Here is a 25,388-nt window from a genome sequence, read left to right on the forward strand (position 1 = left end):
CGCGCGGCCCGTGTGCCCTCGATCAGCGGTCGAGGTTGCGCATCACGTCCTTGATCAGCGGCCAGACGCGGGCCGCCGATGTGTGGTCCATGCTCTCCTTGGGGGAGTGCAGGTCGTAGAGGTTCGTGCCGATGCCGACCGTGTCGAGCCCGTCGATGCGCTGGGTGAACATGCCCAGCTCCAGGCTGCACACGGACACGAGCACGTCGGGCGACCTGCCCATCACGCGCTTGTAGCTGTCCTTCGCGACCTCCAGCATGCGCGACTTCGGGTTCCACGGGAACTCGGGGGCGTCGAGGCCGATCTGCTTCGCGGTGACGCCCTCGCCGGCCATCTCGGCGAGCTGCATCATCTGGTCGAGCACGGCGTGCTTGCGCGACGTCACGGCGCTCGTGATCGTGGAGGTGATCTCCGCGCCGCGCCCGGTCGTGATCATCAATCCGATGTTGTTGGAGGTTTCCCAGTTGCCCGGCACCTCGAGGTTCTGGGTCTGGACGCCGTCGGGCAGCAGCGCGATCGTCCGCACGAGGGTCCGCGCCGCGCGGGCCGAGAACACGCGCTCGACTGGGGCTTCCGTGCGCTTCGTCTCGATCCTGAGGCCGGGGTCGGCGGAGCGGAACTCGGCCTTGAGGTCGGCGGCCAGCGCCGACACGGCGCGCTCGACGGCCTCGACCTCGTCGGGCCGGACCGACAGGACGGCGGCGGCCTCGGCCGGGATCACGTTGTTCTGCACGCCGCCCGACACGCGGGCCACGGCGACGTCGCCAGCCTTCATGGCGGCCCGGAGCAGGCGGCCGAGCAGCACGATGGCGTTGGCGCGCTCGAAGTGGATGTCGAACTCGCAATGGCCGCCGAGGCCGCCGCGGATGTCGAGCGCCAGCGCCACGCGGTCCGGCCCGGGGGCGGTCCAGTCCGCGTCGACGTCGATGCGGCAGGACACGTCGCCCGAGCAGCCGGCGAGGAGCTGCTTCTCGTCGATCCAGTTGAAGTCGATCATCCGTTTGCCGGACAGGAGCTTCAGGTCGACGCCGTCGCCGCCGACCTTGCCCATCTCCTCCATGGCGGTCATCACGCATTCCAGCGGCGGATGCGGGATGTCCTTCGAGTCGAGCAGGGCCAGCATGTAGGAGATGCCGAGGCCGTTGTCGGCGCCCAGCGTCGTGCCCTCGGCGCGGATGCGGTCGCCGTCCACCTTCAGCGTCACGCCGCCGGCCGCGAAGTCGTGGGTGAAGCCCTCGTCGATCTTGCACACCATGTCGAGGTGGCCGTGCAGGATCACGGTCGGCGCCGCCTCGTAGCCCGGCGTGCCGGGCTTCTTGACGATGATGTTTTGAAGATCGTCGCGGTGGTGCTCGAGCCCGCGGCTTTGCGCGAAATCCGCGACGTAGTCGGTGGCCTGCTTCTCGTGGCGCGAACAGCGGTGCCGCCCACTGAGCTCCTCGAAGAAGTGCATCACTTCACGAGGCTCAATGCCCTCCAAAACCCGCATCATCTCCTCCCGGATGGCCTGTCGTCCGGTGCAGATCGGGATTCTGACGATCCCGTTGCCTGAGCCGGATCACGTATCCTCTGGCTGAGCCGGCCTCGTCGTGCCCTGTGCTCGCCAGCCTCTTCCGCGGATGCGGCGGCATCGAAGCCGCCGGCCGCGCCGGAGCGGCGCCTCGCGGCGGCCCCGTATGGCTCTGAATTCAACCCCTCAAGGCTATTGCACAAATTTTCAGGCGTCAAGCATTTGCATCACGGGCCGGCCGGTCGGGCCGTCACCCCGCCCGCGTCGCCACCCAGACCACGTGCTTGATGCCCCGCTTGCCGTGCGCCCGCGGGGTCTCGACCGCGACCGCGAAGCCCGCTCGCCCGAGCCGCGCCGTGAAGCGGTCGTCGGGCTCGGACGACCACACGGCCAGCCGCCCGCCGGGCCGCAGCGCGGCGCGCGCCGCCGCCAGCCCGCGCGCGTCGTAGAGCGCGTCGTTGCCGGCGCGCGTCAGGCCGTCCGGCCCGTTGTCGACGTCGAGCAGGATGGCGTCGTAGCGCCCGGCGGCGGGGCTCCGCATCAGCCGGCCGACGTCGCCCTCGTGGATCGTCACGCGCGGGTCGTCGAGGCTGCCGGCGTGGACGGGGGCGAGCGGCCCGCGGCCCCAGCGCACCACGGCCGGCACCAGCTCGGCCACCGTCACGGCGGCGCTCGCACCGAGCAGCGCCAGCGTGGCCCGCAGGGTGAAGCCCATGCCGAGGCCGCCGATCAGCACGCGCGGGCTCGGCGACGCTTCCAGCCCCGCGCAGCCGAGCCGCGCCAGCGCCTCCTCGGAGCCGCCGGTGCGGCTGCCCATCAGCACGATGGGCCCGAGCCGGATCACGTATTCGTGCCCGCGCCGCATCAGGCGCATCTCGCCGCCCCCCGGCACGGCGACGGAATCCAGCGTTTCCCAGGGGATCATGGCGGCTCCGGCCCGGCGACAGCGCCGGGAGGGCTTTGCTTATCGCCGGGCCGGCGCGGAGGCCAGCGGGGCGGCCCTGACCGCGTCCGCCGCCTGAGGCCCATCGGCGCGCCTCGCTCGACAGCGCCCGCCGCAGCGCGCATCTAGGCGGGGACATCGGAGGACCCGCCTTGCTGTTGACCGCCTTCATCGCCGCGACGCTCGCCTGGGCGGGGCTGTCCCTGGCCCTGTCGATGCGCCAGACCGCCCATGTCGCGGCGCACCGCGACGCCGTGCCGGCCGATTTCGCGGCGAGCGTGTCGCTCGACGAGCACCGGAAGGCGGCCGACTACACGGTGGCGCGCGAGCGGCTGTCGCGGATCGACACGGCCGTGGGCACGGCGCTGACGCTGGTCTGGGCGCTCGGCGGCATCGGCCTCCTCGATCGCGCCCTGTCGGCCGTGCTGGAGCCGGGCTCGCTCACGCTGGGCGTGGCCTTCCTGGTGGCCGCGGCCGCGGTCGGCACCGTGCTCGACCTGCCGCTGGCGGCCTACCGGAAGTTCGTCGTCGAGCGCCGCTTCGGCTTCAACCGGACCACGGTCGCGACCTTCCTGGCCGACCTCCTGCGCCGCTCGGCGCTGTCGCTCGCGGTGGCGGTGCCGCTGCTCTACGCGGCGCTCTGGGCCATGCGGACCTTCACGGGCCTGTGGTGGCTCTGGTCCTGGGTCGGCCTGCTGGTGCTGATGGTGACGGCGCCGGCCGTCTACGTGCGGCTGATCGCGCCGCGCTTCAACACCTTCACGCCGCTGGAGCAGGGGCCGCTGCGCGCCGGCATCGAGCGGCTGCTCGCGGGCGCCGGCTTCCGCTCCTCGGGCCTGTTCACCATGGACGCGTCGCGCCGTACCGCGCACGGCAACGCCTACTTCATCGGCTTCGGCCGCTCGAAGCGCATCGTCCTGTTCGACACGCTGGTGGCCAACAGCGCGCCCGACGAGATCGAGGCCGTGATCGCCCACGAGCTCGGCCACTTCCGCCACCGCCACATCTGGTTCGGGTTGGCGCAGAGCGCCGTCGTCACCTTTCTCGGCCTCGCCGCCTTCGGCTGGCTGGTCAAGCAGCCCTGGCTGCTGCCGTCTTTCGGGGTGGAGCAGGGGGCGACGGGGTCCGGCTCTTCGCCTGCCTGCTGCTGGCGTCCGTCGTGAGCCCGCTGCTGGCGCCGCTGTCCAACTGGATCTCGCGCCGCAACGAGTTCCAGGCCGACGACTACGCCCGCCGCACGGTGGGGGCCGACCCGCTGATCAGCGCGCTGACCGGCCTCGCGCGCGACAACGCCTCGACGCTGACGCCGGACCCGCTCTACGCGCTGGCCCACTACTCCCACCCGCCGGTGCCGATCCGCGTGCGCCAGCTCCGGGAGAACGCCGCGGCCTGAGGGGGCCGCGCCCCGGCTCAGCTCCGCTTGGCGCCGCCCTTGTGCTTGCGGGCGTCCTTCTCGGCTTGGCCGATGTCGGCCTTGACGCGCAGCGCCGCGGCGCGCGCTTCCGTGACGCGCGTGGCGCAGAAGCCGTGCTTCACCTCGGCGGCGTAGCCGCGGCACATCTCCTCGCGCGTCGACGAGAACTGCGCCTGCTCGTGGGCGTAGCCCATCAGCGCCGAGCGGAGCTTGGTGGTCTTCATCAGCCGCTTGTAGCCGGCCCGCACGGCCGCCTCGGCCTGCGTGCGCTGGCGCTCGATGGCCTTGTCGCGCTCGGGCGTGAGGCTCGCGGCGGGCGGCCCCCACAGGCCCGACGGATCGACCTTGCAGCGGGTGGCCGCGAACGAGCAGGCGGCGCGGTCGCCCGTCTCCAGCGCGGCTCCGTCGAGCACGTCGAACGAGATCGGGCAGGCCGGCACGGGGATGCCGATCCGCGCCATGCCGTCGGGCTGGCCCTCGTCGCGCACCGTCAGCGGCAGGTCCGTGACGTCGATCCGGCAGTCCGCGCCGTCGTCCGCCTTGCCGGTCAGGGTCAGGTGCGACACGACCAGCCCCTTGTCGCGCGCCTCGAAGCTGATCTCGCTGCCGTGGCCGTCGCGGTACAGCGTCTGGCCCGCCAGCGTGGTCGCGGGCAGAACCTTCGCGGGCGTCGCCGCGGTGCCGGGCTCGGAGTTCGCCGCGGGATCGGCCGGCCTGCGGCGGGGCTTCGGCTTGGCGCCGGGCGCGGGGGAGGCGGGCGCGGCGATCGACGGCGCGCCCTCGGGCGTGGGCGCGACGGCGCCGGGCAGCACGAGTTGGGCCAGCGCGGGCGCGGCGGTCGAGAGCAGGGCGAGGAGGGCGAGGCTGTGGCGCATGCGATGGACGGACCGGACCGTTCTGTGCCGGCCGGAGCGGCAGGGATGGCGCGACTGTAGCACCGCGCGGCGGATCCGAGGCGTTTTTCCGGCGGCGCCGCGCCGCGACCCGACGCTGCGGCCCATCGGCCACACCCCGCCCCGCGTGGCCGCCGCGGCCGCGACCGGCTAGACAGGGGCCATGCCGCCCGAGCCGCTCTCCCGCCCGCCCCGCGTCCTCGTGTTCGATTCCGGTCTCGGGGGCCTCACCGTGCTCGCCGCGGCCGACCGCCTCCGCCCCGAGGCCGAGCGGCTCTACGTGGCCGACGACGCGGTCTTCCCCTACGGCGACCTGACCGAGCCCGACCTCGTGGCCCGCGCGCTCGCGGTGCTGGATCCGCTGATCGAGGAGGGCCGGCCCGACGCCGTGGTGGTGGCCTGCAACACGGCCTCCACGGCGGTGCTGCCACCGCTCAGGGCGCGCTGGCCCGGCCTCGCCGTGGTGGGCACCGTCCCGGCCGTCAAGCCCGCCGCGGCGGCCTCGGCCACGCGCCGCATCGCCGTGCTGGCGACGCCGGGCACGGTGCGGCGCGACTACACGCGCGACCTCGTGCGCCGCTTCGCCGGCGATTGCGCCGTGGACCTCGTCGGCGCGCCCCGCCTCGCCACCCTGGCCGAGGCGTGGCTGCGCGGCGACGGGCTCGACGAAGGCGGCGTGCGGAGCGAGGTCGCCCCGGCCTTCGTCGACCGCGACGGCCGCCGCACCGACACGGTGGTGCTGGCCTGCACACACTACCCGCTGCTGGTCGACGCCTTCGCCCGCGTGGCGCCCTGGCCGGTCTCCTGGCTCGACCCCGCGCCCGCCATCGCCCGGCGGCTCGACGCCGTGCTGGGCGCAGCCGGCTTTCCGTCCGTGCCCAGCGCCCCCGTCCGGCCCGGGCGCGTGGTCTTCACCTCGGGGCGACATCCCGGCCCGGCGCTGGCGCGGGCGCTCCTGGCGCGCGGGCTCGAGCCGGCGTGACCGCGGCCGCGTCCCCCGCGCGGGCCGGGCCGGGGCGCCGCGGCCTCGCCTTCGCGCTCGCCACCGTGCTGGTCGACATGGTCGGCATCGGCCTGATCGTGCCGGTGGTGCCGGACCTCATCCGCGAAGTGACGGGCGAGGGCCTGTCCGGCGCCGCCTGGACGGGCGGCCTGCTGTTCGCCGCCTATTCGGCTATGCAGTTCCTGTTCGGCCCCTTGGTGGGCAACCTGTCGGACGCGGTCGGGCGCCGCCCGGTGCTGCTGGTCTCCGTGGCGGGCCTCGGCCTCGACTACCTCGTCACGGCCTTCGCGCCGAGCCTGCCGTGGTTCTTCGCCGGCCGGCTCATCGCCGGCGCCTGCGGGGCCTCGGTCATCACGGTCAACGCCTACATCGCGGACGTGACCCGGCCCGAGGAGCGCGGTCGGGCCTTCGGGCTGATCGGCGCCGCCTTCGGGGTGGGCTTCATCCTGGGGCCGGCGCTGGGCGGCCTCGTCGGGCAGCTCGGGCCACGGGCGCCCTTCCTGGTCGCCGCCGGCTTCTCCCTCCTCAACTTCGCCTTCGGCGCGCTGGCGCTGCCCGAATCCCTGCCGCCGGAGGCGCGCCGTCCCCTCCGCCTCGCCCGCGCCAACCCGCTCGGCGCGCTGGCGGCCCTGCGCGAGGCGCCGGGGCTCGCCCCGCTCGGCCTGGTGACGCTGCTGATGGCGCTGGCGCAGAGCGCCTACCTCGCGGTCTGGGCCTTCTCGCTCGAAGCGCGCTACGGCTGGGGCGAGGGCGCGGTCGGCCTGTCGCTCGCCGCGGTCGGCGTCGGGGCCGTCGCGGTCCAGGGCTTCGCGGTCGGCCCCGCCGTGGCGCGGCTCGGCGAGCGGCGCACGGCGCTGTTGGGCCTCGGCATCGGGGTCGGGACCACGCTTGGCTACGCGCTGGCGCCCGCGGGCTGGATGGTGTTCCCGCTGATCGCCGTCGGCAGCCTCCAGGGCCTCGTGCCGCCGGCCCTGACCGCGCTCGCGTCGCGCACCGTGCCGGCCGACCGGCAGGGCGAGGTGCAGGGCGCGCTCGGCAGCCTGCAGGGCATCGCCGCCGTGGTCGGCCCGCCGCTGATGGCGGGGATCTTCAGCCTGGCGACGCGGCCCGGGGGCGCCGTGTTCTGGCCCGGCGCGCCCTACGCGGCCGCCTCCGTCCTGCTGGCGGCGTCGCTGATCGCGCTGGCGCGGATGCCGGCGACCAGGACTCCGCCCCGCACGGCGGCCTGAACCCCGGGGAGCTTCGGTTGGCGAAGCGCGTCACGCTCTGGTCCAGTCTTTCGATGTCCATCAGGAGAACGGGCGTCTCCACCATCCAGCCGCGGTCGCGGTGACGCACGCGGAACCGGTCCCGCAGGGTGGCGATGACGGCGGCGGGCGAGGCGGCGATGGGGCGCCGGCCGAGCACGTTTGCGATCGGGAAGCCCGTCATCGATGTGGTCTCCTCGTGGTCCCGGCACGCGCCATGATGCGCGCGGGCCCTCGAACCGAAAAGGGCCCGGCGCTCGCGCGCCGGGCCCTCCATCTCACCGCGACGCCGCGTGCTTACTCGGCGGCCTGCTGGCGCGGGGCGTTGCCCTGCGCGGTCGTGCCGTCCGTGTAGGTCTCGGCCTTCAGCGCCTTGTGCGGGGCCGCGCGGCCCGGCAGCGGCGGCAGGGCACGGGCCTTGGCGATGTCGATGCCGGCGCCCTGGGCGACGCGCGTGCCGTAGTCCTCGTCGCAGTGCAGGAAGTGCCACACCATGCGGAGCTGGATCGGCTCCGGGCAGGCCTTCATGTCGTTGACGAGGTTGTTGATCAGGTCGTCGCGCTCCCACGCCTCGAACGAGCGGTAGCGCTCGCCGGCCTGGGTGTAGTCGTTTGTGGTGCGGCTCGTCTGATAGCGGCCGAGCTTGCCCTCGACGGCCTGGTGGTACTCGGCATGGGGCTTCGGGGCCTCCTTCAGGCTCTGGCCCAGCACCGACGGCTCGTAGTTGACGTTCGGGTTCGGGCCGCCGTCGACCGTGTAGGTCATCTGGCCGTCGCGCTGGTTGGTGCGGGCGACCGCGCCCGGAGCCGGGGCGTTGATCGGCAGCTGGAGGTAGTTGGCGCCGACGCGGTAGCGCTGCGTGTCCGAGTAGGACAGCGTGCGGCCCTGCAGCATCTTGTCGTCCGAGAAGTCGATGCCGTCGACGAGCACGCCCGTGCCGAAGGCCGACTGCTCCACCTCGGCGAAGAAGTTGGACGGCATGCGGTCCAGCACCAGGCGGCCGACGGGCAGCAGCGGGAACTGGTCGACCGGCCAGGCCTTGGTGTCGTCGAGCGGGTCGAACGACAGGTGGTCGTTCGGGCCGTCCGGCATGATCTGCACGCAGAACTCCCACTCGGGAAAGTTGCCCTTGGCGATGTTGTCGTACAGGTCACGGGTGCAGTGGCCGACGTCCTTCGCCTGGATGGCGGAGGCCTGCTCGGAGGTCAGGTTGCGCACGCCCAGCTTCGGCTCGAAGTGGAACTTGCACAGGACGGCCTCGCCCTTGTCGTTCACCAGCTTGTAGGTGTTGACGCCCGAGCCCTCCATCTCGCGGAAGGTGGCCGGGATGCCCCACGGGGACTTCAGGATCGTCACCATGTGCAGCGACTCGGGGTGCATGCCCACGAAGTCGAAGAAGCGCCACGCTTCCTGGCGGTTGGTGATCGGATCCGGCTTGAAGGCGTGGATCATGTCGGGGAACTTGATGGCGTCCCGGATGAAGAACACCTTCAGGTTGTTGCCGACGAGGTCCCAGTTGCCCTCCACGGTCTTGAACTTGATGGCGAAGCCGCGGGGGTCGCGCTCGGTCTCGGGCGACTCCTTGGCGCCGGCCACGGTCGAAAAGCGGACGAAGGTCGGGGTCTTGACGCCGGCCTGTGTGAGCACCTTGGCGCGGGTGTACTTGGAGGCCGGCTCGTCGCCGATCTTGCCGTAGGCTTCGAAGTAGCCGTGGGCGCCGGCGCCGCGGGCGTGCACCACGCGCTCGGGGATGCGCTCGCGGTCGAAGTGCGTGATCTTCTCGATGAACTGGTAGTTCTCGAGCGTGGCCGGGCCGCGCTCGCCGACCGTGCGGGTCGACTGGTTGTCGCGGACCGGATGGCCCTGACGGGTGGTCAGGATGTTCGACTGTTCGGTCATGGGCTTCTCCGTTGGAGGGAGGCGGCTCGCTCGCGCCGGGGCTCGGATGTTTGCCCCGAGCGAACGATGTCAAGGCGGACCGGTCAGCGCTTCGGACGCGAACTTGCTAAAATTCGCGTGAAGCGTGAGGTTGCAGCCGCCGCGAGCCTGCTCGCCGCTCGCTGTTCAAGCCCTATCGGAAGTGATAATCATTTTCAATATCCCGATCGGGACGAATGCCAGATTGCCGCAAGAGCGGCCCCGGGACCGCCATGACGACGCCAGACCAACCAAAGCGCCTGCCCGCCAACTACCAGCTCGTCTACGACGTGGTGCGGGCCCAGGAGCCGGGGCTGCACGCCCCCGCGGGCGACATCTTCACGCGCGCGAAGGCGCTGAAGGCCAGCCTCGGCTATTCCACCGTGTACCGCGCGCTCGACCGTCTCTGTAAGATGGGCCTGGTGCTGGAGCTGCACCTGCCGGGCATGAACGCGGCGCTCTACGAGCAGGCCCGGTCCGGCCACGCCCACTTCGTCTGCCGCAGCTGCGGGCGGATCGAGGACGTCGACTGCGACGTCCCCTCGGACGCCATCCATTCCTTCGTGCGCGGGCGCGACGGCGAGGTGGAGGAGATCATCCTCACCGTGCACGGGCGCTGCACCGCCTGCCGACTCACTGCGCCGGAGCCGGCGGGGGAGCGCGGGGGCGACAGGTCCATCGAAAGTTAATCGGACCAGCTCAAACTCTTAACCATAATGAAAGTTCCCGCGTTCGATGGTCCGTTTTGGTTTTGATTTAAAGTCTCATTAAGCCATTCTGACTCCGCGAGTGGCGATTCCTTCGCCAAATGTGGCAAGATCATCCGGCTCTGCCACAAACCTGTGCTGTTGCCGCAACAGCCTTTCGGAAGGCGAGCGCGCCGCCGGATTCGCGATTGCGCCGGCCCGGCCCCCCGACCTAGGGTCACTCCAGAGATCGCTCTGGAGAAAAGTCTCGATGTTCGCTTCCAAGAAAATCGTCACCGCTGCCGCCATGCTGGTCGCCGCCGCCGGCGCGGCCCACGCCGCCGACCTCCCGGCCCGTGTGGCTCCGGCCCCGTATGTCGCCCCGCTGCCGGTCTTCACCTGGACGGGCGCTTACTTCGGTATCAACGCCGGCGCCGCCTTCGACAACAAGCAGGAGTTCACCACCACGGCGAACCGCACCGACGGCATCGGCAACACCCGCTTCAGCGACAGCGGCTTCTCGGCCGGCGGCCAGATCGGCTACAACTACCAGCTCGGCAATTTCGGCGGCTTCGGTGGCCCCGGCGGCGGCATCGTGGTCGGCTTCGAGGCCGACGCCATGTACATGGACACCGACAAGTCCATCAACACCATCACCAACAACGGCACCGCGTCGTTCCGCTCGGGCCTCGACTTCCTCGGCACCGCCCGCGGCCGCATCGGCTACGCCTTCAACACCTTCCTGGTCTACGGCACGGGCGGTTTCGCCTACGGCGACGTCAACAGCCGCGTCGTGTCGGTCTACAACGGCACCACCGACCTGCAGCGTCAGTCGGGCTTCAACACCGGCTACACCTACGGTGGCGGCATCGAGTACGCCCTGCCCACGGGCTCGTTCCTGAACTTCTTCCACTCCAGCGCCGTGACGCTGAAGGCCGAGTACCTGCGCTACGAGCTCGACAGCACGAACCTGCGCGACACCTCGGTCAACACCGTCAACCTGCAGCCCGGCCTGAAGGTGAAGAACGAGGGCAACATCGCCCGCATCGGCCTGAACTACAAGTTCTAGTCTCCTCCGGCCTCGGCCGGGACGGGAAGGGCGCCGCGGCGAAAGCCGCGGCGCCCTTTTCGCGTCGAGGAGCTCGCGTTGACTCGCCCGCGTTCATGCGCCCACTCGCGGCGCCCGCGAGCGAAAAGCCACCCTCCATTTGCGGATAGACGCGCATCGCGGCGGCGAAGACGCGATCCAGGCACCGTTCAGGCGAACTCCGGGCGCTCGATGTGCCGTTCCGCCCCGTTGCCCGTCGCGGCAGGACCAGAAGCGTGATTGCCCTAGCGTTAGCCGGCATGTCGCCTGCGGCGATCGGCCCGCCGCGATGTAGCAGGCGTCGCGTTCTGCAACGATCAGCTTCGTCTCGATCCGCCGGGACTGCACTCCCTACGGTGTGGTTGCGCCGCAGACAACACAGCAGCGGTGCTCGTGACTTTTGGTATGTCACTATCAACTTTCGAATACCTTCAAACATAGATTGGGTATGTTGCAAATTTATCACAAGATTTATCTCGATAAGCACAAGCATTGATCAAGGGTTGCACGCGATGCAATCTCGAAATTAGTCTGGGGTGAAGATCCGCTCTGGAGAAGAATGACATGCCCGCCGTCAATACGATCGCCGCCCTGGCTGCAGCCGCCACGCTCGTGGCCGCGGCTGGTTCGGTCCGCGCCGCCGATCTGCCCGTCCGCACCGCACCGCCGCCCTACGTCGCCCCGCTTCCCGTTTTCACTTGGACAGGCGGCTATTTCGGCGTGAACGCTGGCGCGGCCTTCGACAACGAGAGCCGCGGCGTCAATGCCCCGCTGACGGCGGCGAACACCGGCATCGCGGTCGGGGAACGCCCGGGGTCCGTGAAGTTCGACGACACTGGCTTCGCGGTCGGCGCGCAGATCGGCTATAATTATGAATTCCTAGGCTTCGGCGGTCCGGGCTCAGGCATCGTGGTCGGCTTCGAAGCCGACGCTGACTATACTGACCTAGCCAAGAGCGCCTCGTATCCCGGCCTCGACGGTTATAATAGCATGTTCCGCTCGGGGTTGAACTTCCTAGGCACGGTGCGCGGCCGCATCGGTTACGCCTTCAACCAATTTCTGATCTATGGCACGGGCGGCTTCGCCTATGGCGACGTATTCAACAAGGACCTGCTCTACGCGCCCAACAGCACGACTGTCCGCTTCTTCGGCAGCCACGATAATATTCAGACTGGCTACGCTGCCGGTGGCGGCGTCGAATATGCACTACCCACGGGCTCGTTCCTGAACTTTTTCAAGTCGAGCGCTGTCACAATCAAGGCTGAGTATCTCTACTATGACCTTGGCAGCAGCGCGGTCTCCGCTACGCCGGTCGTCGCTGGAAGCAACGGTGGTTACAGCACGCGCTTCAAAACGGACGGCAATCTCGCCCGTGTCGGCTTGAACTATAAGTTTTAGTCCGATTCAAGCCGCATCTGCTGAGCGCCGAGTGGCAAGTCTGCCTGCTCTCAGCCTTGACGAATCCGCACCGAAAAGAAAGCCCCCGCTCCGGTCCGGAACGGGGGCTTATTGATCTCACCCTGGAAGGTGAGGTCACTCCGCGTCGGCGGAGGCCGCCTTGGGCTTCATCACCATGCGGCCGCGGTACATGCCGCTCTTCAGGTCGACGTGGTGCGGGCGGCGCAACTCGCCCGAGTCCTTGTCTTCCACGTAGGTGGGTTGCGCCAACGCGTCGGCCGACCGGCGGAAGCCCCGCTTCATCGGCGATGTTTTCCGTTTCGGGACGGCCATATCGCTCTCCGTGAGATCCAAGTGAGATGTGGGCGCTCCGGCCAAGCCGGGGCGGGCCGCACCGCGTCGGGCGGGCAGCCATCGGCGTGTCCCTAGCGGCAAAAGGCGCGGCGCGCCAGCCGAAAGTGCAGGCCCGGCCGGGCGGGCCGCCCCGCGCGGCTGCGTTGAAGCGACGCCATCGCATTTTGTTGCAGCGCCGCAACGATGGCTGTATCCGGGTCGGCCAGCACGAGCAGGGATGTACCGAACGATGGCCGATGCGCAATCGCGTCCGGGAGTGACGCTCCACCCACGGCCGCTGTCGCCGCATCTGACCGTCTACCGGCCGATGCTCACCATGATGATGTCGATCGCCCATCGCATCACCGGCGCGGCCCTCTACGCCGGCACGATGCTGCTCGCCTGGTACCTCGTCGCGGCGGCCTCCGGCCCGCACGCCTTCGCGGTCGCGGCGGGCTTCCTGTCGTCGTGGCTGGGCCTCCTGATCCTGTTCGGCTTCACCTGGGCGCTGTTCCACCACCTGCTCGGCGGCGTGCGCCACTTCATCTGGGACGCCGGCTACGGCATGGACCACCCCGAGCGCGAGTACCTCGCCCAGGCCACGCTCGGCGGCGGCATCGCCCTCACCGTGCTGGTGTGGATCCTCGCCTTCCTCGTGCGCTGAGACCCGACCCCATGGCTTCCGACCCCCTCCAGATGCGGACGGACCTGCGCCGCGTCCGCTACCTCGGCTCGGCCCGCTCCGGCACCACCGGCTCGGCCCACATGCGCCTGACGTCCCTGGCGCTGGTGCCCCTCACCGTCGGCTTCGTGTGGCTGGTGCTGTCGCTGATCGGCAAGCCCTACGAGGCGGCCCTTCACACCCTGTCGCAGCCCGTCGCGGCCATCTTCCTGCTCCTGTTCATCCTGGCCAGCGTCTACCATATGCAATTGGGCATGCGGACCATCATCGAGGACTACGTCCACGGCGAACACGCCAAGGACTGGTCGCTGGCCGCGAGCCTGTTCTTCTGCTTCGTCGTCGGCATCGCGTGCGTCTACGCGGTGATGCGGCTGAGCTTCGTGTGATGATTTGAGCGCCCGGCCAGCCGCGACGCGGCGGGCCGGCTCGGGAGACGATGTGATGGCCCTGAACGGCAGCGCGGCGAACGGAACCACCAACGGCAAGGCCGGCCCGGCCTACCCGATCACCGACCATTCCTTCGACGTGCTGGTGGTGGGCGCCGGTGGCGCGGGGCTGCGCGCCGCGGTCGGCTGCGCCCAGGCGGGCCTGCGCACCGCCTGCATCACCAAGGTGTTCCCGACCCGCTCCCACACCGTGGCGGCGCAGGGCGGCATCTCGGCCTCGCTCGGCAACATGGGGCCGGACGACTGGCGCTGGCACATGTACGATACCGTCAAGGGCTCGGACTGGCTCGGCGACCAGGACTCGATCGAGTACCTGTGCCGCAACGCGCCCGACGCCGTCTACGAGCTGGAGCACTGGGGCGTGCCCTTCTCCCGCACCGAGGAGGGCAAGATCTACCAGCGCCCCTTCGGCGGCATGACCACCGACTACGGCAAGGGCACGGCCCAGCGCACCTGCGCGGCCGCGGACCGCACCGGCCACGCCATCCTGCACACGCTCTACGGCCAGGCGCTGCGCAACAAGACCGAGTTCTTCATCGAGTATTTCGCCATCGACCTCATCATGGAGGACGGGCGCTGCCGCGGCGTCGTGGCGCTGAAGCTCGACGACGGCTCGATCCACCGCTTCCGCTCCAACCTCACGATCCTGGCGACGGGCGGCTACGGCCGCGCCTACTTCTCGGCCACCTCCGCCCACACCTGCACGGGCGACGGCAACGCCATGGTGCTGCGCGCAGGCCTGCCGCTGCAGGACATGGAGTTCGTGCAGTTCCACCCGACCGGCATCTACGGCGCCGGCTGCCTCATCACGGAAGGCTCGCGCGGCGAGGGCGGCTACCTGACCAACTCCGAGGGCGAGCGCTTCATGGAGCGCTACGCGCCTTCCGCGAAGGACCTCGCCTCGCGCGACGTGGTCAGCCGCGCCATGACGATGGAGATCCGCGACGGCCGCGGCGTCGGCAAGAACAAGGACCACATCCACCTGCACCTCGAGCACCTCGACCCGGCGATCCTGGCGGACCGCCTGCCGGGCATCTCCGAAAGCGCCAAGATCTTCGCGGGCGTCGACGTCACCAAGGAGCCGATCCCGGTGCTGCCGACCGTGCACTACAACATGGGCGGCATCCCCACGAACTACCACGGCGAGGTGCTGACCAAGGTCGGCGGCGACCCGGACAGCATCGTGCCCGGCCTCATGGCGCTCGGCGAAGCCGCCTGCGTGTCCGTGCACGGCGCCAACCGCCTCGGCTCCAACTCGCTGATCGACCTCGTGGTGTTCGGCCGCGCCGCCGGCCTGCGCGCCGCCGAGATCGTGACGCCCGGCGAGAAGCAGCGCGAGCTGCCGAAGGACTCGGCCGACCTCGCCCTGTCGCGCCTCGACCGCTTCCGCCACGCCTCCGGCGGCACGCCGACGGCCGAGCTGCGCGGGCGCATGCAGCGCACCATGCAGAACAACTGCGCGGTGTTCCGCACCGGCGAGGTGCTCGACGAGGGCGTGAAGCTCATCAACGACGTGTGGCGCGGGGCCAGCGACATCCGCACCACGGACCGCTCGCTGATCTGGAACTCGGACCTCATCGAGACGATGGAGTTCGACAACCTCATCGGCCAGGCCGTGGTGACCATGGAATGCGCCGCCAACCGCGAGGAGTCGCGCGGCGCCCACGCCCGCGAGGACTTCCCGAACCGCGACGACAAGACCTGGATGAAGCACACGCTGGCCTGGCTCGACGAGGGCTCCCAGAAGGTCACCGTCGACTATCGCCCGGTCCACACCTACACGATGAGCAACGACGTGCAGTATATCGAGCCCAAGGCCCGCGTGTACTGAAGCGACGATGGGTCGGAGCTGGGCCGTCGTGCTCAGCTTCGACGCCGAGCGGCTCGCTCATCACCAAAAGCGGGAGCGCGAGGCGCTGAGCGAGGTGGCGGCGGTCATCGCCGGGCACGGTTTCACGGAGGCGGTGCCGGGCTTCTACGTCGGTTCGGGAGATGTCGACGCGGTACGGGCGGTTGTGGCAGTCCAGGACGTCGCCGAGGCTCTCTCCTGGTTTGCGCCTTGCCTGCGAAGCGCCCGGCTGTTGAGAATCGAAGAGGACGGCGATCTCACGATCGCCTTGATGTGAGCGGATCGGGATGGCCCGCCGATCCACGGAGAACCCCATGACGCCGTCTTCGCCTTCATCCGTCACGGCCGCCGAGCGCGCCACCAGCGTCTGCGTGCCGGTGGGCACGACCGACTGGCTCGCGGCCCCGGATGCCGCGATGAAGCGCGACGCCGTGGCGGGGCTCGAGCGCGGCGACGTCGTGCTGTTCCCGCACCTGCCCTTCGCGCTGTCGCCCGCCGAGGCGAAGCTCCTCGACCCGGCCGTGGTCAAGGAGGGCACCAAGACCGTCAAATACGACCCCGACACCGGCCGCGTGTGGGGCTACGCCGAGGGCATCGACGCCGCGGCGATGAAGTCGATGATGGAGCGCTACGCCGACCACACGCGGCGCCTCCTCGGGGCGCTGACCCCCTACGGTTCGGCGCTGAAGATCGGCAACACGTCGTTCCGCCCCGTCGAGGCGCAGGGGCGCCAGCAGTCGAAGCGCCACGACGACACTCGGCTCCACGTCGACGCCTTCCCGTCGCGCCCGAGCCACGGCCAGCGCATCATGCGCGTCTTCACCAACGTCCATCCCGGCACCAAGCCGCGCGTGTGGCGCGTCGGCGAGCCCTTCGAGACGGTGGCGCAGCGCTTCCTGCCCAAGATCGCGGCGCCCTTCCCGGGCAGCGCGCAGCTCATGAAGCTCGTCGGCATCACCAAGTCGCGCCGCTCCCCGGCCGACCACTACATGCTGCAGCTGCACGACCGCATGAAGCTCGACGACGGCTACCAGAGCATCGTGCCGCACCAGACCGTTGAGTTCACGCCGGGCCAAACCTGGATGGTCTTCACCGATCAGGTGTCCCACGCCGCCATGTCCGGGCAGCACGCGCTGGAGCAGACCTTCACGCTGGAGATCGACGGCATGGCCGACCCCGAGCGGGCGCCCGTGCGCGTGCTGGAGCGCATGAAGGGCAGGAAGCTGCACTGAGGGGAGGGGCAGGGGAGAGATGGAGACCGTGAGCGCGACGCCGTTCCCCCGCATCACGCGCGACCCCGCCGTGATGGGCGGGCGCCCCTGCATCCGCGGGCTTCGGGTCACGGTCGGCATGATCCTCGGCAACCTGGGGGACGGTGTCGCACTCGATGACCTGCTCGCGGCCTATCCCTATATCGAGCGGGAGGACGTCCTGGAGGCGATCCGCTACGGCGCCTGGCTCGCGCAGGAGCGCGAGGTCGCCCTCGCGCCGGCCGCGTGAGGATCGTGGTGGACATGAACCTCTCTCCGGAGTGGGTGCCGACGCTCCGCAGCGCGGGGCACGACGTCCTGCATTGGTCCGAGGTGGGGCGGCCCGACGCGCCGGACGACGAGATCCTGACGTGGGCGCGGGCCGAGGGTCGGGCCGTCTTCACGAGCGACCTCGACTTCGGCACGGCGCTCGCGACCTCGGGAGCCTCCGCGCCGAGCGTGGTTCAGCTCCGGACCGCGACGACGCTGCCGTCCCGCCTCGGCTCCTTCGTCGCGCGCGTGCTGCGCGAGACCGCGGCCGACCTGTCTTCCGGGGCCATCGTCACGATCGCCGACGATCGTGTGCGGCTCCGCCCCCTGATCTTCAAACCGAACCGCTGAGATCCGTCGCCATGGTCGAACTCGCCCTTCCCCGCAACTCCCGCATCACGACCGGCAAGACCTGGCCGAAGCCAGCGGGCGCCAAGGCGCTCAAGGAATTCCGCATCTATCGCTGGGATCCGGACGTCGGCGAGAACCCGCGCATCGACACCTATTTCGTCGACCGCGAGGACTGCGGCCCGATGGTTCTCGACGGCATCATCTGGATCAAGTCGAAGGTCGATCCCACGCTGTCGTTCCGCCGCTCCTGCCGCGAGGGCATCTGCGGCTCCTGCGCGATGAACATCGACGGGGTGAACACGCTCGCCTGCACCAAGGGCATGGACGACGTGCGCGGCGCCGTGAAGCTCTATCCGCTGCCCCACATGGAGGTGGTCAAGGACCTCGTCCCCGACCTCACCCGCTTCTACGCCCAGCACGCCCTCATCGAGCCCTGGCTCAAGACCGACAGCCCCACCCCCGAGAAGGAGTGGAAGCAGTCGCCGCAGTCGCGCCACCAGCTCGACGGGCTCTACGAGTGCATCCTGTGCGCCTGCTGCTCGACCTCCTGCCCGAGCTACTGGTGGAACGGCGACCGCTACCTCGGCCCCGCGGCGCTGCTGCAGGCCTATCGCTGGCTGATCGACAGCCGGGACGAGGCGACGGGCGAGCGGCTCGACAACCTGCAGGACCCGTTCCGCCTGTATCGCTGCCACTCCATCATGAACTGCGCCAAGGCGTGCCCGAAGGGGCTCAACCCCGCCAAGGCCATCTCCAACATCAAGAACATGATGATCGCCCGCCAGAACTGACGGGAGGGACGGCCGCCTCATCGCGGCGACGTGATCGCGTCCGCCGCAACAGCCTCCCGATCGCGCCGCTTCCTCGCTGACAGGTTCACGAGGAGGCGCGCATGTCGGCCCCGCACGATCTCAGGGACGTCTACGTCGACGAGATGAGGGACCTCTGGTCCGCCAACAACCAGATGGCGGCGGCGCTGCGGCGGATCGCGCCGCGCGCCGCGGACGGCGAGATCAAGGCGATGCTGGACCGCTCGGTCGGCGGCATCGAAGCCCACAGCGGCACGCTGAAGCGCCTGATCGCGGCCAACGGCGGCGACGCCACGCCCGAGCACTGCCGCGGCATGGAGGGGCTGGTCCGGGAAGCGATCAAGCAGGAGCTGGAGGAGGCCGCCGCGGCGGGCGGGCTCCGCGACGTGCAGATCCTCGCGCAATACCAGCGCATGACGCATTACGGCCTCGCGGGCTTCGGCACGGCCGCCGCCTACGCCAAGGCGCTCGGCCTGCCCGACCAGGAGGCGGAGCTGAGGCGCGCCGTTTCGGAGATCCACGCGGGCGACGGCTATGCCACGAGGCTCGCCGAGGCCGCCGAGCGCGCGGCGGCGTGAGGGCGCCGCGCCGCTGACGCCCGTCGTGAAAAGGACGCATGTGCGAGCCGCGTGTCAACCATTCGCCATCATTCTCGCATCCATCCGCCGCCGCTCGCGTTGACGGCGCAAAGGGAACGGCCCAGCCGACGCTCGAAAGGGCGCGCTGCCGAGATGGAGTCGCCGACATGGCCGAGAACAATCGCACGGGCGCGCTGGCGCTGATCGCCGCCGGCGCCGTCGCCCTGGTGGCGGGCGCCTGCATGGTCGACGAGGCCCACGCCGAAGGCACGGTCAGGCGTCCCGTGGCGGGCGCCCCCGCGGCCCGCGGCCGCGCCGCCGAGCGTCCCCGCGCGGTCCGCACCGCCGCTGCCGACCGCCCGCTGACGATCCGCCGCCGCGCGGCGCCCGGCGCCTACGACGCGGTCGGCACCGGCTTCTACGGCGACGACTACCTCGTCCGCCAGCACGGCTGGAACGACCCGCGCCTCTACTACTTCGGCCCGTTCCGCACGGGCGGCGAGGTGTTCTACGGCGATCAGGCCGGCAACCCCATCACCCGCGGCAACGCCGGCCTCGGCCAGATCGCCGGCTACGGCCCGGCGCGCGGCGGCTACGGCGGTCCGCATTTCGACGCGGTGGGCGGCTTCCACCAGGGGCCCGGCCCGGACTTCAAGATCGACAACGACTACGCCAGCGGCAGCCTGTCCCGCCCCGACTATGGCGACATAGAGCCCCGCTATCCGAGCGTGCAGCAGCGCGTGGCGACCCTCAACACCGGCGTCGTGATGCGCCCGGCCGGCCTCACCAACGCGGCGATCGACCGCGCCGAGTCGCGCCGTGTCATGAGCGAGGGGCGCACCAATGCCTCGTTCGAGCAGGCCAAGGCTGATTTCGCCGCGCCCATGAAGCGGCAGGCCCCGATCGAGGCCGGCTTCGCCAACGGCGGGATCAACTCCATCGGCATCGGCGACGACGCCTTCTGATCGCGCCCCACCCGCCGCATGGGCGGCGGGTGGGCATCCACATCCAGGCGGCGCGCGACAGGATCACGGTGCGATGGGAGGCAGGCTCGGTCCGCTGCTCGTGGTCGCGTCCTGCCCCGTCCTTGTCACGCTCTGCGTCGCCTTCGTGGACAGGCCCGCAGCATTCCTGTCCCACGCGGATCTCGCGGGGCAGAGGTGGGCCCTCGTGGCCCTCACCCACCTCGTCGACCCCGTCCCGCCCCTGGCCGTCGCGGGGGCGGCGTCCGCCGGGCTGGCGGCGCTCCTCGGCTGGCGCCCCGGCGCGGTCGGCCGCTCGCTGATCGCCTGCTGCCTCGCCGCGCTGGTCGCGATCGCGCTCAAAGATCAGCTCAAGCTCGCCTTCGGCCGCCTGTGGCCCGAGACCTGGGTGCAGAACAACCCGTCCCTGATCCGCGACGACGCCTATGGGTTCTTCCCCTTCCACGGCGGGCCGGGCTGGTCCTCGTTCCCGTCCGGGCACACGGCGATGATGACGGCGCCGATGGCCGCCCTCTGGGGCCGGCTGCCGCGGTGGCGCCCCATCCTGGCCCTACCCGTCGTCCTGGTGATGGTCGGGCTGTTCGGGGCCGACTACCACTTCGTCGGCGACATGGTGGCCGGGCTCTACCTCGGCGCGGCCTGCGGCGTCGGCGCCGCCGCGCTCCTGGGCCGCCGCCCTGGCACGCCCTTCGCACCGGAGCCCTGAACCGAAGACGAGCGAGTCCGCGTGCGCCGTTTCACCCTCCGACCGAGCCCCTCGCCCCTGAACCGCGGCACGCTGCGCGCGCCCGGCGCCGACCTCCGCAAGCTCCCCGTCGTGCCCGACCTGTCGGGCATCAGCGTCGCCGAGGGCCTGCGCGCCGCCGTGGCGTCCGGCGCCGTGCTGGTGCTGAACATCTGGGTGCAGTCGCCGGCGCTGCTCTTCGTCGCCTTCGCGGCCAACCTCGCCTGCTTCTGCGACGTCGGCGGCGCGCTGCGCGACCGGGTGCCCTCGCTCCTGTTCTTCACCGTCGCGGCGGCGGCCATGTGGAGCGGGCTCGCGCTGCTGCACGGCTTCGGGCTGCCGCTGCTGCTGCCCGCCACCGCGCTCGTGGTGTTCTGCAACGCCATGGCGCGCGTCTGGGGCGTGCGCGCCATGGCGGTCGGCAACGTGCTCACCGTCGTGCTGGCGCTCGCGGTCGACCGCGCGCTGCCGCCGGGCGAGGCCGCCATGCTGTTCGTGGCTTTCCTGGTCGGGGGCGCCTGGGCGGTCGTGATGACGGTCGGCATCTGGCGCATCCACCCGGAGCGCGAGGGCAGCCGCATGGTGGCGGCCAACTGGCGCCTGCTCGCGCTCTTCGCCCGCGACCTCGGCGCCGTGCTGCGCGCGCAAGGCGGGGAGGGCGGCCTCGCCGGCTTCGAGGCCCACGCCCGCGCCCACCGCCGCGCCCTGCGCGACGCCCTGGAGGACACGCGCGCGGCGCTGCTCGCCTCGGCGCGCCCTTCCGGCCTCGCCGGCACCGTGGTGGCGCGCAACATCCTCGCCGTCGAGGACCAGGACCGCATCTTCGGCGCGCTGATCGCGCTGTCCGACATGGTGGAATATGCCGAAGGCGAGGCGCTGGCCCGCGCGGCCGGCCAGATGCTGCGCCGACTGCGCCCCATGCTCGACCTCGCGGGACGGCAGGGCCCCTCCCGCGCCCGCGACGTGGAGCCGGCCCTGGCGCGGCTGCGGCGGGCCGCGGACGGCCACCCGGCCCTCGCCGACATCGCCGCCGTGCTGGCCGACCGGCTGCGCGTGGCGGCGCGGCTCAAGGCCGAGGATGCGGGCGCCGGCCCCGCCGACCCCGCCGAACCCGGCGCGCCATGGCTGGACGGCTGGATCGAGCCGCTGCGCGCGAACCTCACCTGGTCCTCCGCCATCCTGCGCCACGCCGTGCGGGCCTCGGTGCTGACCGTGGCGGCCGTGGCGATCTCGTTGACGTGGTGGAGCGTGTATTCGCACTGGCTCACCATCACGGTGGCGCTGACCATGCAGCCTTATTTCGCCGCGACCTGGCAGCGAGCGCTGGAGCGCATCGGCGGCACCGTGCTGGGCGCCCTCATCGGCGGCCTCCTCGCGTTCTTCCCGCAGACCGCGCTGGTGGACTCGCTCCTGATGGTGCCGCTGTCGATCATCGGCTTCTCGGTCCGCCAGGTCAGCTATGGCGCCTACGTGGCCTGCCTGACGCCGCTCGTGGTGATCCTGTTCGACGTGGCGGAGCCCGGCCATGCAGAGTGGCTGATCGCCACCATGCGGACCCTCTACACGGTCGGGGGCGGCGTGGTCGCCGTCGCGGCCTGCTGCCTCCTGTGGCCGAGCTGGGAGCCCGACCGCACCGTGCAGAGCCTGCGCGACGCCCTGGCGGCGCATGCCCGCTTCGCCGCGGCGGTCTTCGCGGCGCGGGCCGGGCGGGGGGAGGCCGCTGCGGTCGAGCCGGCCCGCCGCGCGGCCGGCATCGCCAACAACAACCTCGAGGCCTCGCTGTCGCGCGCCCTGCAGGAGCCGGGCCGCGCCCATCGCCGCCGCCTCGAGGCCATCATGGCGGCTGACGCGGGGCTGCGGCGCCTCGGGGGCGCGCTCCTCGCGCTCCAGCACGACACCCACGCGGACGAGGGCGTCGGGCCGGACGGCTGGGCCGCGTGGAGCCGCTGGGTGCCCGACGCGCTGGACGGGCTCGCGGCCTCCCGCGCGGCCCCCGAGCCGCCCCCGCCGGCGCCGCCCACGGGGACGCTGGCGCGCATCGGCCGCGTCGTCGCGGTGCTGGGCGACGCCGTGGTGGACCGCGGCGCCGATGCGGCGCAGCCGCTCGCCGGGACTGCGGAAACCGCCGCCGCCGGCGTTCGTTGAGGCTGCGGACGCCTGAGCGGAGCGAGATGATGCGGACGACGATCCTGGCCTTGGCGGCGCTGTGCTGCTTCGGCGCGATGCCGGCGGCGCGGGCCCAGACGGCGCCTTCGCCGCAGCCGGCCCAAGCGCAGCCGGATCTGCCGCCAGACGCGGGCGAGGGCGACCAGGGCGGCGCCGGCTACCTCCCCGGCGCGCAGTTCCAGCGCAAGCTCGACGGCGGGCCCGGCTTCGTGTGCACCGCCACCAACGCGCTGCGCACCGACCAGTGCACCGCGAGCTGCCGCAAGGGCGAGACGGCCGATTGCGTGGACGCCGAGGGCAGCGGCGCCCCGAGCTGCTCCTGCACGCACGGCTGACCCCGACGCGCCGATCCGCGCTTCCGCGCGTCATCCTCGGAAAAACGCGCCGCGGCAGGGGCCCGTTTACCATGCCGCAACTGTGGGAAGGCTAACTCGGGCCGTCGACGGCGATCCGCCGCCGGCCTCGGGTCCCGCTGAGGCGGTTCTGCAACAGTGTGGGTTTTCTTTGTCGGCTTCCGCAGTTGAGCCGCATTGGACATCCATCCCTGGTGGCGAGGGACCCCCGACGGGCGGCCGGCTTTCCAGGTGACATGCGCGCGATGACGAAGGTGACGAGACTCCGCGGTTCCGACCCCGCCGGCGAGCCGGTGCGCGCGCCGTCGCCGCGCCGCGCCGCGCTGCCGCTCATCCTGCTGGTCGGCCTCGGTCTCGCCGGCTGCGAGACGGCCGGGTCGGTCGGCACCGTCGGCCTCGGCGTGGCGGAGGTGACGCCGCGCTCAAAGGACACCTCGGTCAACATCGCGTCGCTGTCCGACGTCGTGGCCCGCAACCCGCGCGACGCCGAGGCCTACAACACCCGCGGCGCCGCCTACGCGCGACAGGGCGACTTCGACAAGGCCATCGGCGACTTCACCAAGGCGGTGGCGATCGACCCCAACAACGCCGCCGCCTACACCAACCGGGCGCTGGCCTACCGCCAGTCCGCCCGCAACGACCTCGCCCTCGCCGATTTCAACCACGCCCTCCAGGCCAACCCGAACCACGCGGCCGCCTATCTCGGGCGCGGCAACCTCCTGCGCGTCCAGGGCAACCTCGACGGCGCCATGTCGGACCTCGACCAGGCGATCAAGCTCAATTCGGAGGGCCAGCAGGGCGCGCAGGCGTTCCACGCCCGCGGCCTGATCCACCAGAAGCGCGGCGACCAGCCCGCGGCCGTGACCGACTTCGACAACGCCATCGACCGCGACCCCTTCGCGGCCGCGCCCTATCAGGCGCGCGCGCAGTCGCTCACCGCCGAGGGCAAGTACAACCAGGCGATCGAGGACTACAACGCCGCCCTCAACGTCGATTCCAGGAACGCCGACGCCTGGGCTGGCCTCGGCGTCGACTATGAGAAGCTCGGCAACCGCGCCAAGGCGCAGGAATCCTACGGCCGCGCCAAGACCATCGACCCGGACAACCGCACGGCGTCCGAGGGCCTGTCGCGCGTCGGCCGGGCCTGAGCGCCGTATCCGAAGGGGAGGCCGCTGACCTCCCCCGGCCTCCTGATTTCTTGTCGAGGCCGGGAGAACAGCCGAGAGCGTACGGGTCGACGTTCGCTCAGGTGCCGGCCGCTACCGGCCCGGCATCAGGCCGGACAGAGATCCCTCACGCCTGCTCCAACTCGGTCGTGACCGCGTTGCCGACGGTCTCGCCCATGCCGCTCCCCTCGTCGCCGTGGCTGCGCTCGGCCGGGCGGGCGTCCGGCCCCGTCACGACCGCGGGCGCCTCGATCTCCTGAACGTCCACCGACACGGTCATGCCCACGTAGTCGGCGGCGTTGCCGAAGTAGCTGCCCTGCAGCGGGATGGCCTGGCGCGGGTCCCGCGCCACCGCGACGCGGATCAGGTCGCGGTTGCCCACGATGCCGTTGGTGGGGTCGAACTCCACCCAGCCGGCGCCCGGCAGGTAGACCTGGCACCAGGCGTGGGTGTTGCCGCCGCCCTTGTGCGCCTCGCCCTTCTCGCGCGGCACGTAGAGGTAGCCCGACACGAAGCGCGACGCGAAGCCGAGCGCCCGCACGGCCTCCATCATCAGCACCGCGAAATCGCGGCACGTGCCCTTGCCCGAGGACAGGGTCAGCAGCGGGTCCTGCGTGCCGCGCTCGAAGCGCTTCGAATAGGTGAACCCCTCCTTGATCGCGTAGGTGAGCGTCATCAGGAGCTCGCCCGTGTCGGTGCGCTGCCCGTAGCGCACGAAGCGGCGCACCCATTTGTCGAGCAGGTGCTCGGGGTCGAGGTACTGCCGCTCGATCAGCCGCGAGATGTCCGGCCGCTCCTCCGCCCCGTAGGTGAAGGGATAGGTCTTGGCGTAGTCCTCGATCATGAAGTCGGGAGCGTTCGACGGCGTGTGGTCGAGCACGATGCGGGTGTCGAAGACGAGCTCCTTGGCCTCCGTCCCGAAGCTCGCCACGGCCACGCAGTTGCCGAACACGTCGTGGAACCAGCGCACGCGCTTGGGCTCCGGCGAGATGATCATGTCGGACGAGATCAGGCGCTGGTCGTAGCTGTCCCGCGGCCGGAACATCAGGCGATGCTCGCCGAAGCGCACCGGCGCCTTGTACTCGTATGTCGTGAGGTGGCGAACCGAGAGAACCGTCATCCGATGTCCGTGCAAACACCCGCTGTCACGCTTCGACCCGACGCCTTCGATCGGGCCCGGCACGAGGATACACGGGCGAGGGCCCGATGCATCCCCGCCCGCGCGGGAAGCCGGCCGCCCGTCCCGAGGGGGCGGCGGCCGGAGGAGCTTCGGCCTAAACCATTACGGCGGGCTCGGGAAGGCGCGTGAGGTCGCCGTAAGTGACGGGCG

General features: G+C 71.1%; 27 protein-coding genes. 21 read left to right on the forward strand and 6 right to left on the reverse strand.

Annotated features, from left to right (window positions below; translation table 11 throughout):
- Positions 1-22: 22 nt before the first annotated feature.
- Together pepD and L7N97_RS17655 are read right to left on the reverse strand one after the other, a co-directional pair.
- Entirely contained in the window at positions 23-1,489 is a 1,467-nt protein-coding gene (gene pepD, locus L7N97_RS17650) for a beta-Ala-His dipeptidase (protein ID WP_237479608.1), read from the reverse strand.
- A gap of 271 nt (positions 1,490-1,760) precedes the next feature.
- Positions 1,761-2,435, reverse strand: a complete 675-nt coding sequence (locus L7N97_RS17655; RefSeq protein WP_237479609.1) for a polyamine aminopropyltransferase — start codon at positions 2,433-2,435, stop codon at positions 1,761-1,763.
- Between the two features lie 170 nt (positions 2,436-2,605).
- Between L7N97_RS17655 and L7N97_RS17660 the strand changes: the two genes are divergently transcribed.
- Together L7N97_RS17660 and L7N97_RS29820 are read left to right on the forward strand one after the other, a co-directional pair.
- On the forward strand, positions 2,606-3,616 hold the full coding sequence (locus L7N97_RS17660; RefSeq protein WP_255721686.1) for a M48 family metallopeptidase: 1,011 nt from the start codon (positions 2,606-2,608) through the stop codon (positions 3,614-3,616).
- Positions 3,601-3,846 (forward strand): M48 family metalloprotease, encoded by a 246-nt coding sequence (locus L7N97_RS29820; protein ID WP_342398955.1) that lies wholly within the window; start codon positions 3,601-3,603, stop codon positions 3,844-3,846. The genes L7N97_RS17660 and L7N97_RS29820 overlap by 16 nt, the downstream gene beginning before the upstream one ends.
- A 17-nt stretch (positions 3,847-3,863) precedes the next feature.
- Here L7N97_RS29820 and L7N97_RS17665 read toward each other — a convergent pair whose 3' ends face one another.
- Positions 3,864-4,742: a hypothetical protein gene (locus tag L7N97_RS17665; protein ID WP_237479610.1), complete on the reverse strand. Its 879-nt coding sequence runs from the start codon at positions 4,740-4,742 to the stop codon at positions 3,864-3,866.
- Positions 4,743-4,923: 181 nt separating this feature from the next.
- Between L7N97_RS17665 and murI the strand changes: the two genes are divergently transcribed.
- Together murI and L7N97_RS17675 are read left to right on the forward strand one after the other, a co-directional pair.
- Entirely contained in the window at positions 4,924-5,742 is an 819-nt protein-coding gene (murI, locus tag L7N97_RS17670) for a glutamate racemase (RefSeq protein ID WP_237479611.1), read from the forward strand.
- Positions 5,739-6,992 (forward strand): TCR/Tet family MFS transporter, encoded by a 1,254-nt coding sequence (locus L7N97_RS17675; RefSeq protein WP_237479612.1) that lies wholly within the window; start codon positions 5,739-5,741, stop codon positions 6,990-6,992. Before murI ends, L7N97_RS17675 begins: the two co-directional genes overlap by 4 nt.
- A gap of 315 nt (positions 6,993-7,307) precedes the next feature.
- Here the strand turns inward: L7N97_RS17675 and L7N97_RS17680 are convergent, their stop codons facing one another.
- The gene (locus tag L7N97_RS17680; RefSeq protein ID WP_237479613.1) at positions 7,308-8,909 is read right to left on the reverse strand and encodes a catalase; all 1,602 of its coding nucleotides are present in this window, start codon (positions 8,907-8,909) and stop codon (positions 7,308-7,310) included.
- 251 nt (positions 8,910-9,160) lie between these two features.
- Here L7N97_RS17680 and L7N97_RS17685 point away from each other — a divergent pair, with 251 nt between their 5' ends.
- The 3 genes from L7N97_RS17685 to L7N97_RS17695 all read left to right on the forward strand — a co-directional run bounded on the left by L7N97_RS17685 (position 9,161) and on the right by L7N97_RS17695 (position 12,098).
- Positions 9,161-9,616 (forward strand): Fur family transcriptional regulator, encoded by a 456-nt coding sequence (locus L7N97_RS17685; protein WP_237479614.1) that lies wholly within the window; start codon positions 9,161-9,163, stop codon positions 9,614-9,616.
- Between the two features lie 268 nt (positions 9,617-9,884).
- Positions 9,885-10,682 carry an outer membrane protein gene (locus L7N97_RS17690; RefSeq protein ID WP_237479615.1) on the forward strand — a complete coding sequence of 266 codons (798 nt, stop codon included), beginning with the start codon at positions 9,885-9,887 and terminating at the stop codon, positions 10,680-10,682.
- Between the two features lie 582 nt (positions 10,683-11,264).
- Positions 11,265-12,098 carry an outer membrane protein gene (locus tag L7N97_RS17695; RefSeq protein WP_237479616.1) on the forward strand — a complete coding sequence of 278 codons (834 nt, stop codon included), beginning with the start codon at positions 11,265-11,267 and terminating at the stop codon, positions 12,096-12,098.
- 135 nt (positions 12,099-12,233) lie between these two features.
- Here the strand turns inward: L7N97_RS17695 and rpmF are convergent, their stop codons facing one another.
- Positions 12,234-12,431: a 50S ribosomal protein L32 gene (gene rpmF / locus L7N97_RS17700; protein ID WP_237479617.1), complete on the reverse strand. Its 198-nt coding sequence runs from the start codon at positions 12,429-12,431 to the stop codon at positions 12,234-12,236.
- A 250-nt stretch (positions 12,432-12,681) separates the two neighbouring features.
- On the opposite strand from rpmF, the gene sdhC reads away from it, so the two are divergent.
- The 14 genes from sdhC (at position 12,682) to L7N97_RS17770 (ending at position 24,040) form a co-directional block, all read left to right on the forward strand.
- Positions 12,682-13,095 (forward strand): succinate dehydrogenase, cytochrome b556 subunit, encoded by a 414-nt coding sequence (sdhC, locus tag L7N97_RS17705; RefSeq protein WP_237479618.1) that lies wholly within the window; start codon positions 12,682-12,684, stop codon positions 13,093-13,095.
- An 11-nt stretch (positions 13,096-13,106) separates the two neighbouring features.
- Positions 13,107-13,499 carry a succinate dehydrogenase, hydrophobic membrane anchor protein gene (sdhD, locus tag L7N97_RS17710; RefSeq protein WP_237479619.1) on the forward strand — a complete coding sequence of 131 codons (393 nt, stop codon included), beginning with the start codon at positions 13,107-13,109 and terminating at the stop codon, positions 13,497-13,499.
- A gap of 55 nt (positions 13,500-13,554) precedes the next feature.
- On the forward strand, positions 13,555-15,390 hold the full coding sequence (sdhA, locus tag L7N97_RS17715) for a succinate dehydrogenase flavoprotein subunit (protein ID WP_237479620.1): 1,836 nt from the start codon (positions 13,555-13,557) through the stop codon (positions 15,388-15,390).
- Positions 15,391-15,418: 28 nt separating this feature from the next.
- The gene (locus L7N97_RS17720; protein ID WP_237479621.1) at positions 15,419-15,685 is read left to right on the forward strand and encodes a hypothetical protein; all 267 of its coding nucleotides are present in this window, start codon (positions 15,419-15,421) and stop codon (positions 15,683-15,685) included.
- Between the two features lie 37 nt (positions 15,686-15,722).
- Entirely contained in the window at positions 15,723-16,640 is a 918-nt protein-coding gene (gene kdoO, locus L7N97_RS17725; RefSeq protein WP_237479622.1) for a Kdo hydroxylase KdoO, read from the forward strand.
- Between the two features lie 28 nt (positions 16,641-16,668).
- The gene (locus tag L7N97_RS17730; RefSeq protein WP_309242812.1) at positions 16,669-16,908 is read left to right on the forward strand and encodes a DUF433 domain-containing protein; all 240 of its coding nucleotides are present in this window, start codon (positions 16,669-16,671) and stop codon (positions 16,906-16,908) included.
- The gene (locus L7N97_RS17735; protein WP_309242813.1) at positions 16,905-17,279 is read left to right on the forward strand and encodes a DUF5615 family PIN-like protein; all 375 of its coding nucleotides are present in this window, start codon (positions 16,905-16,907) and stop codon (positions 17,277-17,279) included. Before L7N97_RS17730 ends, L7N97_RS17735 begins: the two co-directional genes overlap by 4 nt.
- Positions 17,280-17,290: 11 nt before the next feature.
- Positions 17,291-18,070 carry a succinate dehydrogenase iron-sulfur subunit gene (locus L7N97_RS17740; RefSeq protein WP_237479624.1) on the forward strand — a complete coding sequence of 260 codons (780 nt, stop codon included), beginning with the start codon at positions 17,291-17,293 and terminating at the stop codon, positions 18,068-18,070.
- A 101-nt stretch (positions 18,071-18,171) separates the two neighbouring features.
- On the forward strand, positions 18,172-18,666 hold the full coding sequence (locus L7N97_RS17745) for a DUF892 family protein (RefSeq protein WP_237479625.1): 495 nt from the start codon (positions 18,172-18,174) through the stop codon (positions 18,664-18,666).
- A 167-nt stretch (positions 18,667-18,833) separates the two neighbouring features.
- On the forward strand, positions 18,834-19,631 hold the full coding sequence (locus tag L7N97_RS17750) for a hypothetical protein (protein ID WP_237479626.1): 798 nt from the start codon (positions 18,834-18,836) through the stop codon (positions 19,629-19,631).
- Between the two features lie 73 nt (positions 19,632-19,704).
- Positions 19,705-20,355 (forward strand): phosphatase PAP2 family protein, encoded by a 651-nt coding sequence (locus L7N97_RS17755; protein WP_237479627.1) that lies wholly within the window; start codon positions 19,705-19,707, stop codon positions 20,353-20,355.
- A 21-nt stretch (positions 20,356-20,376) separates the two neighbouring features.
- On the forward strand, positions 20,377-22,518 hold the full coding sequence (locus L7N97_RS30320; protein ID WP_237479628.1) for an FUSC family protein: 2,142 nt from the start codon (positions 20,377-20,379) through the stop codon (positions 22,516-22,518).
- A 29-nt stretch (positions 22,519-22,547) separates the two neighbouring features.
- The gene (locus tag L7N97_RS17765; RefSeq protein WP_237479629.1) at positions 22,548-22,874 is read left to right on the forward strand and encodes a hypothetical protein; all 327 of its coding nucleotides are present in this window, start codon (positions 22,548-22,550) and stop codon (positions 22,872-22,874) included.
- 272 nt (positions 22,875-23,146) lie between these two features.
- Positions 23,147-24,040 carry a tetratricopeptide repeat protein gene (locus L7N97_RS17770; protein ID WP_428981001.1) on the forward strand — a complete coding sequence of 298 codons (894 nt, stop codon included), beginning with the start codon at positions 23,147-23,149 and terminating at the stop codon, positions 24,038-24,040.
- Between the two features lie 145 nt (positions 24,041-24,185).
- On the opposite strand, the gene L7N97_RS17775 is transcribed toward L7N97_RS17770, so the two are convergent.
- Positions 24,186-25,178 (reverse strand): transglutaminase family protein, encoded by a 993-nt coding sequence (locus tag L7N97_RS17775; RefSeq protein ID WP_237479630.1) that lies wholly within the window; start codon positions 25,176-25,178, stop codon positions 24,186-24,188.
- Between the last annotated feature and the right edge of the window lie 210 nt (positions 25,179-25,388).

The sequence above is a fragment of the Lichenibacterium dinghuense genome, assembly GCF_021730615.1.
Classification (GTDB): Bacteria; Pseudomonadota; Alphaproteobacteria; order Rhizobiales; family Beijerinckiaceae; genus Lichenihabitans; species Lichenihabitans dinghuensis.